General features: G+C 73.8%; 9 protein-coding genes. 2 read left to right on the forward strand and 7 right to left on the reverse strand.

Features of this window, described 5'->3' with window-relative positions:
• Positions 1 to 65: 65 nt before the first annotated feature.
• The 3 genes from BIV57_RS04930 to BIV57_RS04940 all read right to left on the reverse strand — a co-directional run bounded on the left by BIV57_RS04930 (position 66) and on the right by BIV57_RS04940 (position 3,040).
• The gene (locus tag BIV57_RS04930; RefSeq protein ID WP_071655398.1) at positions 66 to 1,664 is read right to left on the reverse strand and encodes a phospho-sugar mutase; all 1,599 of its coding nucleotides are present in this window, start codon (positions 1,662 to 1,664) and stop codon (positions 66 to 68) included.
• Between the two features lie 2 nt (positions 1,665 to 1,666).
• Positions 1,667 to 2,491: a purine-nucleoside phosphorylase gene (locus BIV57_RS04935; RefSeq protein ID WP_071655399.1), complete on the reverse strand. Its 825-nt coding sequence runs from the start codon at positions 2,489 to 2,491 to the stop codon at positions 1,667 to 1,669.
• Between the two features lie 108 nt (positions 2,492 to 2,599).
• On the reverse strand, positions 2,600 to 3,040 hold the full coding sequence (locus BIV57_RS04940) for a gamma-glutamylcyclotransferase family protein (protein WP_071655400.1): 441 nt from the start codon (positions 3,038 to 3,040) through the stop codon (positions 2,600 to 2,602).
• 138 nt (positions 3,041 to 3,178) lie between these two features.
• Between BIV57_RS04940 and BIV57_RS04945 the strand changes: the two genes are divergently transcribed.
• Complete coding sequence (locus BIV57_RS04945; protein ID WP_071655401.1) at positions 3,179 to 4,612, forward strand: NAD(P)H-quinone dehydrogenase; 1,434 nt, start codon at positions 3,179 to 3,181, stop codon at positions 4,610 to 4,612.
• A 215-nt stretch (positions 4,613 to 4,827) separates the two neighbouring features.
• The gene (locus BIV57_RS04950) at positions 4,828 to 5,679 is read left to right on the forward strand and encodes a DeoR/GlpR family DNA-binding transcription regulator (RefSeq protein ID WP_107409452.1); all 852 of its coding nucleotides are present in this window, start codon (positions 4,828 to 4,830) and stop codon (positions 5,677 to 5,679) included.
• 31 nt (positions 5,680 to 5,710) lie between these two features.
• Here the strand turns inward: BIV57_RS04950 and BIV57_RS04955 are convergent, their stop codons facing one another.
• The 4 genes from BIV57_RS04955 to BIV57_RS04970 all read right to left on the reverse strand — a co-directional run bounded on the left by BIV57_RS04955 (position 5,711) and on the right by BIV57_RS04970 (position 12,253).
• Positions 5,711 to 6,550 carry a YceI family protein gene (locus BIV57_RS04955; protein ID WP_071655402.1) on the reverse strand — a complete coding sequence of 280 codons (840 nt, stop codon included), beginning with the start codon at positions 6,548 to 6,550 and terminating at the stop codon, positions 5,711 to 5,713.
• Positions 6,551 to 6,647: 97 nt separating this feature from the next.
• Entirely contained in the window at positions 6,648 to 9,356 is a 2,709-nt protein-coding gene (locus BIV57_RS04960) for an MFS transporter (protein ID WP_245797431.1), read from the reverse strand.
• 80 nt (positions 9,357 to 9,436) lie between these two features.
• The gene (locus tag BIV57_RS04965) at positions 9,437 to 9,922 is read right to left on the reverse strand and encodes a MarR family winged helix-turn-helix transcriptional regulator (protein WP_071655404.1); all 486 of its coding nucleotides are present in this window, start codon (positions 9,920 to 9,922) and stop codon (positions 9,437 to 9,439) included.
• A 273-nt stretch (positions 9,923 to 10,195) separates the two neighbouring features.
• Positions 10,196 to 12,253, reverse strand: coding sequence for a CocE/NonD family hydrolase (locus tag BIV57_RS04970; protein WP_071655405.1), 2,058 nt, complete (start codon positions 12,251 to 12,253; stop codon positions 10,196 to 10,198).
• Positions 12,254 to 12,270: the final 17 nt, after the last annotated feature.

The raw sequence follows: 12,270 nt of genomic DNA on the forward strand, positions 1-12,270 counted from the left end.
GACTCGCATCGCGCTACGTTGCCGTCCAGCGTACCGGCGGCCGGGTGCCGGTACACCGGTCGACGTCATACCGCGAGAGCGGACCCGAGATCCGACTTCACCGCGGCGAGGGCCGCCGCCGGGGCGTCGACGAGTTCGAAGTAGCACTTGAGCTTGGGCTCGGTCCCGCTGGGGCGGATGACCACCCAGCCGCGCTCCAGCGTCAGGCGGAGGCCGTCCGTCGGGGGGAGGCCGGCCGCGCCGTCCAGGAGGTCCTCCACCCGCGTCACCGCGAAGCCGCCCAGCCGCTTCGGCGGCGCCTCCCGCAGCCGCCGCATCGCCGCGCCGATCCGTGCCGGGTCGTCCACCCGCAGCGACAGCTGATCCGTCGTGTGGCGCCCGAACTCCGCCGCCAGGCGGTCCAGCACGCCGGTGAGCCGCTCCCCCCGCGCCCGCAGCTCCGCCGCGTACTCGGCGATCTGCAGCGCCGCCGTGATGCCGTCCTTGTCGGCCACCCCGGCCGGGTCGACGCAGTAGCCGAGCGCCTCCTCGTACCCGAAGCGCAGCCCCGGCACCCGCGCCAGCCACTTGAATCCGGTGAGCGTCTCCGCGTAGCCGGCGCCCGCCCGCTCCGCGATCCGCCGCAGCAGCGCGGACGAGACGATCGTCGTCGCCAGGACACCCTCCGCCCCCACCGCCCCCCGCTCCACCAGCCGCGTCGCCAGCAGCGCACCCAGCTCGTCCCCGCGGAGCATCCGCCAGGCGCCGCCGTCCAGCGGCACGGCCACCGCGCAGCGGTCCGCGTCCGGGTCGTTGGCGATCACCACGTCCGGCCGCTCCGGCAGCGACTCCGCGAGCGCGTACGCCAGATCCAGCGCGCCCGGCTCCTCCGGGTTGGGGAACGGCAGGGTGGGGAAGTCCGGGTCCGGCTCGGCCTGTTCGGGGACGACCGCCGGCGGCGGGAACCCGCACCGCGCGAACGCCGCCCCGAGCACCGTGCGGCCCACCCCGTGCAGCGGGGTGTAGACGACGGAGACCTCCCGAGCCCCGTCCGCCTCCAGCACCGTCGAGGCCCGGTCGAGGTAGGCCTCCACCACGGACTCGTCCAGCACCTCGCAGAGGTCCGCGCGCGCGATGCCCCGCACCGGCCCCGCCGCGTCGATCGCCGCCGCGATCTCCGCGTCCACGGGCGGCACGATCTGCACGCCGTCGCCGAGGTAGACCTTGTACCCGTTGTCGCGCGGCGGGTTGTGACTCGCCGTCACCTGCACCCCGGCCACCGCGCCGGCCCAGCGGATCGCGAAGGCGAGCACCGGCGTCGGCAGCGCCCGCGGCAGCAGCAGCGGCCGCAGCCCGGCCGCGGCGAGCACCGCGGCGGTGTCCCGGGCGAAGACGTCCGACTTGTGCCGGGCGTCGTACCCGATCACCACCGACCCGTCCGGGTGCCCGTGCGCGCGCAGCCACGCCGCCAGCCCGGCGGCCGTGCGGATCACCACCGCGCGGTTCATCCGGTTCGGACCGGCGCCCAGCTCGCCGCGCAGCCCGGCCGTGCCGAACTGCAGGAACCCCGAGAACCGGTCGGCCAGTTCCGCCTCGTCGCCCGCCGCGAGCAGCGCGGCCAGCTCGGCGCGGGTCTCCGGATCGGGGTCGTTCGCCAGCCACTCCTTCGGACTCTCCACGGCCATGGCTACAGCCGCTCCAGGACGCGGGCCAGCAGCTCGCCCATCGCGCGGGCGCCGTCCCGCCCGGCGGCGAGCACCTCCTCGTGGTCCAGCGGATGGCCGCTCATCCCGGCGGCCGCGTTGGTGACCAGCGAGATGCCGAGCACCTCGGCGCCGGCCTCGCGGGCGGCGATCGCCTCCAGCGCGGTGGACATGCCCACCAGGTCGCCGCCCATCGCCCGGACCATGCCGATCTCGGCCGGCGTCTCGTACTGCGGGCCGCGGAACTGGACGTAGACGCCCTCCTCCAGGGAGGGGTCGATCTGCTTGCACAGCTCGCGCAGCCGGGGCGTGTAGACGTCCGTGAGGTCGACGAAGGCCGGGCCGTGCAGCGGCGAGGCGCCGGTGAGGTTGATGTGATCGCTGATCAGGACCGGCTGCCCGACCCGGTAGTGGGGCTGCAGCCCGCCGCTGCTGTTGGTGAGGACGATCGTCTTGCAGCCGGCCGCGGCGGCGGTGCGGACGGCGTGCGCGACGGCGTCGGCGCCGCGCTCCTCGTAGTAGTGGGTGCGGCCGAGGAAGGCCAGGGCGCGCCGGCCGCCGGGCAGCGCGATCGAGCGGACCTTCCCGGCGTGCCCGGCGACGGCGGGCGCGCTGAAGCCGGGCAGGTCGGTGACGGGGAACTCGTGGTCGGGCGCGCCCAGCGCGTCCGCGGCCGGCGCCCAGCCGGAGCCGAGGACGAGGGCGACGTCATGGGCGGCGGCGTCGCCGGCGAGGCGGCGCAACGCGTCCGCGGCGCGGCGCGCGGCCTGGAACGGGTCGGGGGCGCTGTCCTCCTGATGAGCGTTCACAGGGGAGAGCGTAACGCGCGTAGACCAGCGGGGCGGAGCCGTCCGCACAAGCGGTTGGCCCGACTCGCCGGGCGGTCGGAGCCGCTTGCCGCGGCGGAGCGGGCCGCCTCAGCCGCAGGGGCGCTTGCGGAGTTCCATCACGTAGTCGTGGGGCGCGCCCGCCGACTCCGCCGCGTCGGCCAGCATGCCCAGGTGCCGCGCCGACGGCAGGCCGCCCTCGTAGTCGTTGAGGACGTACAGCCACGCCGTCGACTCCCCGTCCAGCGTCGCCACCCGCACCGTCAGCCGCTGGTAGAAGCCGAGCGGGACGCCCTCCCAGCGGTCCAGCGCCGGCTCGTCCCAGGAGGCCAGCTCGTAGAGGGAGACGAACACCGACGCCAGCGGGTCCTCGACCACCGTGGGCAGCGACCCCTCCCAGCCCAGCTGCTCGCCCCCGAAGGTGAGCCGCCAGCCGTTGAGCCATCCGGTCCCGCGCAGCGGCGAATGCGGGGCCCGCCGCGACATCTGCCGCGCGTCGAGGTTCGTGCCGTACGCGGCGTAGAGAGACATGAACCACAGCCTACGACCCCCGCCCCGCCCATCCCCGCAGCAAACTCCGACCCGAACCGCCCCGAACGCCCCACCCGCCCCGCCGGAACCGCCCCCTCCGGCCGTCCGTGGGACGCCCGGCCCCAAGGATGAGGAACAATGGCCACCGTGACTCGGATCGTGATCATCGGTGGTGGACCCGGCGGATACGAGGCGGCCCTGGTGGCGGCCCAGCTCGGCGCGGAGGTGACCGTCGTCGACCGCGACGGCCTCGGCGGCTCGGCCGTCCTCACCGACTGCGTGCCGTCCAAGACGCTCATCGCCACCGCCGAGGTGATGACCACCTTCGACACCTCCTACGAGGAGCTCGGCATCCTCGTCGCCGACGACACCCCGCCGGAGCACCAGTCCGCCCGGGTCGTCGGCGTCGACCTGGGCAAGGTCAACCGCCGGGTCAAGGCGCTGGCCGTGGCCCAGTCCAAGGACATCCTGGCGTCCGTCACCCGCGCCGGAGTGACGGTTCTTCAGGGCTCCGGCCGCCTCGACCCGGCCTCCGGGCACTGCGGCTCCCGCACCGTGCACGTCGAGATGACGGACGGCGACACCCGCTCGCTGCACGCCGACACCGTGCTCCTCTCCACCGGCGCGCACCCCCGCGAGCTGCCGGACGCGATGCCCGACGGCGAGCGCATCCTCACCTGGACGCAGGTCTACGACCTCGAGACGCTCCCCGAGGAGCTGATCGTGGTGGGCTCCGGCGTCACCGGCGCCGAGTTCGCCGGCGCCTACCAGGCGCTCGGCTCCAAGGTGACGCTGGTCTCCTCGCGCGACCGGGTGCTGCCCGGCGAGGACCCGGACGCGGCCGCCGTGCTGGAGGACGTCTTCCGCCGCCGCGGCATGCGCGTGATGTCCCGCTCCCGCGCCGCCTCCGTCACCCGCAAGGGCGAGCGCGTCGAGGTGACGCTCACCGACGGCTCCACCGTCAGCGGCAGCCACTGCCTGATGGCGGTCGGCTCCATCCCCAACACCGACGGGATGGGCCTGGAGGAGGCCGGCGTCGTCCTCAAGGACTCCGGCCACATCAAGACCGACCGCGTCTCGCGCACCAGCGTCCCGGCCGTCTACGCGGCCGGCGACTGCACCGGCGTGCTGCCGCTCGCCTCGGTCGCCGCCATGCAGGGCCGGATCGCGATGTACCACGCGCTCGGCGACGCGGTGCAGCCGCTGGACCTCAAGACGGTCTCCTCCAACGTCTTCACCGACCCGGAGATCGCCACCGTCGGCTACACCCAGGCCGACCTCGACAACGGCCGGATCGACGCCCGCGTCGTGAAGCTGCCGCTCTCCCGCAACCCGCGGGCCAAGATGCAGGGCATCCGGGACGGCTTCGTGAAGCTGTTCTGCCGCCCCGGCACCGGCATCGTGGTCGGCGGCGTGGTGGTGGCGCCGCGCGCCAGCGAGCTGATCCACCCGCTGTCGCTGGCGGTGGACAACCATCTGACGGTGGAGCAGGTGGCGCAGGCGTTCACGGTCTACCCGTCGCTCTCGGGCTCGCTCGCCGAAGTCGCCCGACTGCTGCACACCAGGGAGTAGCGATCAGTACAGTGGCCCGGTCGGAGGACGGCCGCCAGGCGCACGGAGGCGCGCGGAGCGCTTCCGCGGAAGGGCGGCGGCGGGTGACGGGAGGGCGCATGCCCCGGCGCGTGACGGCGCACACTACCCGCCATGCTACGGCCAGCCCCGGGCACGTATCGTCCCAATCCGCAAAGCGCTGAAAGCTCGCGGTCAGGAGGGTTACTGTCAGTCCCGTGTTCGCAGCGGAACGTCGTCAGTTGATTCTGGAAATGGTGCGCGCCAACGGCGCCGTGTCCCTCCGGGAGCTTGCACGCGTCGTGCAGACCTCCGAGGTGACGGTGCGTCGGGACGTCCGCGCCTTGGAGTCCGAGGGCCTGCTCGACCGCCGGCACGGCGGTGCGGTGCTGCCGGGCGCGCTCTCGCGCGAGCCCGGCTTCCCGGGCAAGCCGCAGGCCGCCTCGGCCGAGAAGTCCGCCATCGCCGATTTGGCCGCCACCCTCGTCAACGAGGGTGACGCCCTGGTCGTCGGTGCCGGCAGCACCACGCAGGAGCTGGCCCGCCGGCTGGTGCGGATCCCGGGCCTCACCGTGGTCACCAACTCGCTGCTGGTCGCCCAGGCGCTGGCGCACGCCAACCGGGCGGAGGTGGTGATGACGGGGGGCACCCTGCTCTCCTCCAACTACGCCCTGGTGGGCAGCGGGGCGGAGCAGAGCCTCGGCGGCCTGCGGGTCGGCAAGGCCTTCCTCTCGGGCAGCGGGCTCACCGCCGAGCGGGGCCTGTCCACCAGCAACATGCTGGTGGCGAGCGTCGACCGGGCGCTGGTGCAGTCGGCGGGGGAGGTGATCGTGCTGGCCGACCACGGCAAGCTGGGCACCGACACCATGTTCCAGACGGTGCCCCCGGAGGGGATCACCCACCTGGTGACGGACGACCCGGCGGGCGTCGACGACCAGGCCGCGGCCGAGCTGCAGTCGCTCGCCGACCAGGGCGTGCAGGTCTCCGTGGCCCCGGTGCCCCGGGCGGCCCCCGTCCCCGCCCCGCGCCGCGCCGGCGCCCCCACCGCGCCGAGGCACCCCGCCCGGTAGTCGGGCGGGGTGCCGGGGCGCGGGGGCGAGGTCACGCCTGGGGGAGCGAATCCCCCTGCACCGCCTGGATGTCGAGCTCGATCTTCAGCGTCGTGCCGATCGCCGCGATCCCCGCCCGCACCATCTGGTTGTAGTTCATCGCGAAGTCCGACCGCTGCAGCTCCGTCACCGCGCGCAGCGCCAGCCGCGTGCCGCCCCACGGGTCCGGGCCGGTCCCCATGTAGGTGAGGTCCAGGTCCACCGCGTGGCTGACGCCGTGCAGCGTCAGATCCCCGTGGACGGTGTAGCGGTCCGGCCCCAGCGGGGTCACCCGGCTGCCCGCGTAGGTGATGACGGGGTTCTTCTCCACGTCCATGAAGTCCGCGGAGCGCAGGTGCTTGTCGCGCATCCCGTTGCCGGTGTCGATGCTGTCCGCGTCGATCTCGGCGCTGACGGAGGACTCCTCGGCCCGCCCGCCGACCTCGATCCTGCCGCTGAACCGGGTGAACCGGCCCCGCACGCTGGACATCCCCAGGTGCTGCGCGGACGCGGCCACCGAGGAGTGCGCCGGGTCGATGGTCCACACGCCCGGGGGCGGCAGCTGCTGCCCGCCGAGCCGTTCCACCGTCAGATTGCCGAGGTCGGACGAGCCCGAGGCGGGCACGATCGCCGTCGACGCGGCCGGCGCGTAGCCCGGCGCGGTGACGATGACCGTGTAGACGCCGGCGGACACCGGCTCGGTGCGGACCGTGCCGTCGTCCCCCGCGACCGCGCGGGCGGCCTGACTGCCGGTCATGTCGGTGACGGTCAGTACGGCGCCGGGCACCGCCCACCCGTCGTTCCCCCTCACGCGGGCCCTCAGGCCGGGCGCGTCCCCTGAACGGTCTTGCATTGCCGTGTGCGCTCCTTGCTTGGTCGGTGGCGGGCTTGCCGTATGCCGAACGGGGGCCGTCCCCGCGGGAGTTCCGCGGGGACCGCCCCCGTGCCCGCTACTCCTCCGGGTGGCTCAGCCTCAGGTCGAACCCGGACTCGCTGTCGTCCTGCACCGATACCCCGGTGGCCGCCGGCGGATAGCCGCTGGCGATCACCGTGTACTCGCCGGCGTCCAGGTCCGCGAAGGCGTACGAGCCGTCCGCGTCGGTGGTGGTGGCGCCGACGACGTTGCCGGCCGCGTCCACCAGGGTCACCCGGGCGTCGCCGAGCGGCTGCTCCTGGCCGTCCGCGGTGCCCGCGCCGGCCGCCAGCACCACGCCGGTGAGCGTGGCGCCGGGGCGCAGCCGCACCTCGATCTCGGTGGTTCCGGCGCCCGGGTCCGACGAGATCACTGCGGGGACGGCGGTGGGACGGTGCCCGTCCGCGCTCACCGCGAGGGTGAAGGCGCCCGCCGTCAGCTCGCCGAAGCGGAACCGGCCGTCGGCGCCCGTGCGCCCGGTGGCCAGCACCTCGCCGCGGGCGTCGGTGACGACCACGGTCGCCCCCTCCACCGCCGTGCCGCCGGCGCCGCCCAGCACGATGCCGGCGAGGCCGGAGGTGCCGGAGAGCACCAGGTCGTGCAGGAGGCCCTCCGGGCCGACCGTGACGGTGGAGGCCTGCGGCTGGTGCCCGTCCGCGGCGGCGATCAGGACGTAGGAGCCCTGGCCGGGGGTGTCGAGGCGGTAGCCGCCCTGCCCGTCCACCGCGGAGCGGGCCAGCTGGCGGCCCGACAGGTCGATCAGGGTGAGGGTGGCCGCCTCCAGCGGGCTGCCGTCGCCGCGCCGGACGTGGCCCTCGATGGGGGCGCCGCCGCCCGAGCCGCCGGAGCCGCCGAAGCCGCCGCCGGAGCCGCCGTCCGCGGTCCCGAAGCCGCCCGAACCGCTGCCGGGGAGCGCCGCCGCCGCGTCGCGCTGCTGTGCGAAGCCGGCGCCGTAGCCGTACTGGCCGCCGTACCCGTTGCTGCCGTACCCGCCGGTGCCGCCGGGCGGCACCGGGGTGCCGGCCGCGGACGCCGCCGCATGCCGGCCGTGTCCGTTGTGGTGGGTGCGCCCGTTGGCGGCGGCCATCGCCATCGCCATCGCGGGCGCCTGCGACACCCGGGCGGCGGGCAGGCCCGCCGGCGCCGAAGCGTCCTGTGCTGCTGCCTGGTCCCCTGTCGCGGTGCTGCTCTCCTGGCTGTCCTGCATGTCACTCCCCAGCTCCGCCTCGGCGGCGCGCTCGTTCCCGGACTTGGTGCGCAGCGGCACCTCCTTGATGAACAACACCGACAACAGCGCGAGGAACGCAAACGGTGCCGCGTACAGGAAGATGTCGGCGATCCCGTGCCCGTAGGCCGACTCCATGATGCCCCGGAAGGGCTGCGGCAGTGACTCCGGGCTGGGGGCAGCGCCCCCGGAGAGCGCGGCGGGCACCTTGGTCACGTGGTGGGAGACCAGGCCGTCCTTGATGTAGTCGGAGATCTTGTTGGCCATCACGGCGCCCAGCGCGGTGACGCCGATGGCGCCGCCGAGCGTCCGGAAGAAGGACACCAGCGAGCTGGCGGCGCCCAGTTCGTGCGGGGCGACCTGGTTCTGCACCGAGAGCACCAGGTTCTGCATCATCATGCCGACGCCCGCGCCGAGCAGGAACATGAAGACGGCGATCAGCCAGTAGTTCGTGTCGTAGCGGACGATGCTCAGCAGGCCGGAGCCCGCGGTGACCACCACGCCGCCGGAGCAGAGCAGCGCCTTCCAGCGGCCGGTCCGGGTGATGATCTGCCCGGAGACGGTGGAGGCGAGGAAGAGCCCGACCACCATCGGCAGCGTGGAGAGCCCGGCCATCGTCGGGGACTTGCCGCGCGAGTCCTGGAAGAACTCGCTGAGGTAGATGGTGCCGGCGAACATCGCCACGCCGACGAAGAGCGAGGCGGTGGAGGCCAGCGCGATCGTCCGCACCTTGAAGAAGTGCAGCGGGACGATCGGCATCTTCACCTTGGACTCGGTGATCAGGAAGAGCACGACCAGCACCGCGGCGCCGCCGACGAAGGCGCCGGTCTGCCAGCCCCACCAGGGCCACTTGGCGCTGGCGCCGCTGCCGGCGAGCGAGACCCAGATCAGCAGCGCGCAGACCGCGGCGGTGATCAGGAAGGCGCCGAGCACGTCGACCTTGACGTCCTTCTTCTGCTTCGGCAGGTGCAGGGTGAGCTGAAGGATGATCAGCGCGACGATCGCGACCGGCACGCAGACGTAGAAGCAGCCGCGCCAGCCGAGCGAGCTGTCCACGATGGCGCCGCCGATCAGCGGGCCGGTGATGGTGCCGAGCGCGAAGGCCGCGCCGATGTAGCCGCTGTAGCGGCCCCGCTCGCGCGGCGAGACCAGCACCGCCATGATCGTCTGCGCCAGCGCGGAGAGCCCGCCGGCGCCGATGCCCTGGATGACGCGGGCCGAGATCAGCATTCCGGTGTTCTGCGACAGCCCGGCGACCACCGAGCCGATGACGTAGATGACCAGCGCGAGCTGCACCAGCAGCTTCTTGCTGAACAGGTCGGCGAGCTTGCCCCAGATGGTGGTGGTCGCGGTGGTGGCCAGGAGGGCGGCGGTGACCGTCCAGGTGTACGCGGTCTGGCTGCCGTGCAGGTCGCGCATGATCGTGGGCAGCGCGTTGGTGACGATCGTCGAGGAGAGGATCGCCACGAACATGCCGATGATGAGCCCCGACATGGCCCGGAGGACCTGCCCGTGGGACATCGGGGCAGATCCGGCCGGGGCGCCGGCAGGGCTCCCCGCGGTCCGCACGTCAGGCGGTGCGGTGGTGGTCATACGCTTCCTTATCGTTCCGCGGTGAGCGGTTGGGGGATCGTTCGGTGGGGGTGGGGCTCGAAGCTGGCGCGCAGCCGGGCGATGAGCTCGGCGAGGCGGGCGACGTCCTCGTCGCTCCAGTCGCGCAGCCGCTCGGCGACGGAGCCGGCGTAGCGGCCCATCAGCTGGTCGAGCGCCGCGGTGCCCTCGTCGGTGAGGGCGATGACGCGGGACCGCCGGTCGTCGGCGTCGCGGTGGCGGGCGACCAGGCCCCGCTTGGCGAGGTGGCTGATGTGGCGGCTCGTCACCGACAGGTCGACGTCGAGGAGGTCGGAGAGCTCGCTCAGGCGGAGGCGTCCGTACTTGCCGAGCATCGCGAGCACGCCGTAGGCCGCGGGGTGCAGCTCGGGGCCGTCCTCGGGGAGGCCGCGCGCCGCGCGGATCATCCCGCGGCGGATCGCGCCGAGCGCGCCGAGCTGCAGGACGAGCTCGGCGCAGGTTTCGGAGGTGGCCATGGGGTCCGGCTTCGCTGGAAGAGTGGTTGCCGTTGGCAACGATAGTCCCAGTTGGTTGCCGGAAGCAAATTGTTGCATTCGGCAAGCAGGTAAAGCTTTGACCAAGATCCCCCCAAGGAATGGTCAAAAGTCCTGATCAGCCCAGCCAAACCGGCCCAGGACGAGAGCGGCGAGTGACCACCCCGGGGGCGCGGGGAACTGCGCGAGCGAGCACAGCGGACCGTGAGAGGGGGGCGGCCCCACGCCGCGCGGCGCGGGGCCGCCGTGCAACGACTAGCCCGCCGTCCGCGGGATCTCGCGTTCCCACGTCCGGTCGAAGACCACCTCGGTGCCGTCCCAGCAGGTCACCGAGTTGAACGTGAGGAACCGCTCACCGTCGCAGCGAATCTCGCTGCGCGTCCGCAGCGACGCATCCCACCGGTCCGCGCCCTCGCCCCGCTCCAGCCGGACGAACCAGTCCGAGCGGGTCCGCGCGGAGAGCGGATCGCCCTCGGTGATCCAGTACCGCTCCAGCGCCTCCTCGGTGAAGACCAGCCCGTCCGGATACGTCCGCGAGCCGCCGTAGTTGGGGTCGACCTCCAGCAGCCACTCGCCCTCGGCGACATCCCGCACCACCCGCCGCTCCGGCCGCGGCTCCTCCGGCGTCCCGTAGGCCACCTCCAGCGGAGGCGTCTGCTCGGGCTCGCCGAACGCGATCGGCGGGTACCCGGCGTCGGCCGCCGGATCGCGAACCGGGAGTTCGACCAGGCTCGCCAGCGGATCCACCCCCAGCACCCCCGAGTCCGCCTGCGGCCACACCCACGGCCAGTACGCGTTCGAGACGGCCAGCCGGATCCGATGCCCCGGGGGGAACGCCGCCCCGACGGCGTTGAGCTCGAACTCGACCTCCTCCACCGCCCCCGGTTCCCACTCCGTGACGCGGTCCCGCCCGCGCCGCGCCGACAGGTTCAGCACCCCGCGCGTCACCAGCGTCGACGACCCGTCGGGGGCCACGTCGCAGAGGCGCGCGACCACCTGCCCGCGCCGCGCGTCGCAGCGCAGCCGCAGCCGCACCTTCGCCCGGCCCAGGATCTCCACCCGCGCCCCCAGCGGCGCCGAGTCGAAGCACGCCGAACGGCCGTCCTCCTCGCGCTGGTCCGGCGGCAGGTCGCTCTTGTTCCCGAACGGGAAGAAGCGGCCCGCGTCCACCCCGGTCTGCTGCGGGGAGTCGACGGCCACGAACCCGTCGCCGTCCACCGCGTCCAGCGGATGCAGCTCGCCGTCGGCGGCGACGCTGCCGCCCAGCCCGTACGCGGTGATCGCCACGTCCGGCGACGGCCAGGACGAGGCGCCCACCCAGCGCCCCGGCCGGGTCTCCCACACGGTGGCCGGCGGCAGCGGGTCGGAGATGTACGCCCGCAGCTTCGGGTCCTTCTCGACGCCCGTGGACGTGTCGTCCTTCAGCCAGCGGTCCCACCAGCGCAGCGTCTCCTGGAGGAAGCCGATGGACGGCCCCGGCGGCAGCCCGCGGTCCGGGTACTGGTGCGACCAGGGCCCCACCAGCCCGTGGCACGGCGCGCCGAGGTGCTCCAGCAGCCGGAAGACGGTGTCCCGGTACGGGTCGTGCCAGCCGCCGACCGCCAGCACCGCGGCCTTGATCGAGCCGTAGTCCTCGCAGACGCTGCCGTGCTTCCAGTAGTCGTCCCGGGTCTGGTGGGCGAGCCAGGTGTGCAGGAACGGCTCGTGCTGCTCCAGCCGGTCCAGCCACATCCGCTTCCAGCGGTCGCCGACCGCCGCCGGGTCCGGGGGACGGGCGGTGAAGGCGAGCATCGTGGCGGCCCAGGCGTGCATGTCCACGGCGAGCACCGAGCCGCCGGTGTAGTGCACGTCGTTGTCGTAGCGGTCGTCCGTCGAGCAGACGGTGACGATCGCCTTCAGCGGCTCCGGCGCCAGCCCGGCGATCTGCAGCGAGTTGAAGCCGCCCCAGGAGATCCCGAACATCCCCACCCGGCCGGTCGACCAGGGCTGCGCGGCGAGCCAGTTCACCACCTCGACGCCGTCCGCCAGCTCCTGCGCCGAGTACTCGTCCGTCTCGACGCCGTCGGAGTTGCCGGCGCCGCGCACGTCCACCCGCACCGAGGCGTAGCCGTGGCCCGCGTAGTAGGGGTGGCGCTGCTGGTCGCGCGGGGCCGTCCAGTCGCCGAGCCGGTACGGCAGGTACTCCAGCAGCACCGGCACCGGCTCCTCGGTGACGGGCCGCCAGATCCGGGCGTAGAGGCGGGTGCCGTCCGGGAGCGGGATCCAGGTGTCCTCGACGGTGGTCGGGTGCGGGAGATCGGTGCGGTAGCGCATGGTGCGACGCGTCCTCA

This window comes from Mangrovactinospora gilvigrisea (assembly GCF_001879105.1).
Classification (GTDB): domain Bacteria; phylum Actinomycetota; class Actinomycetes; order Streptomycetales; family Streptomycetaceae; genus Mangrovactinospora; species Mangrovactinospora gilvigrisea.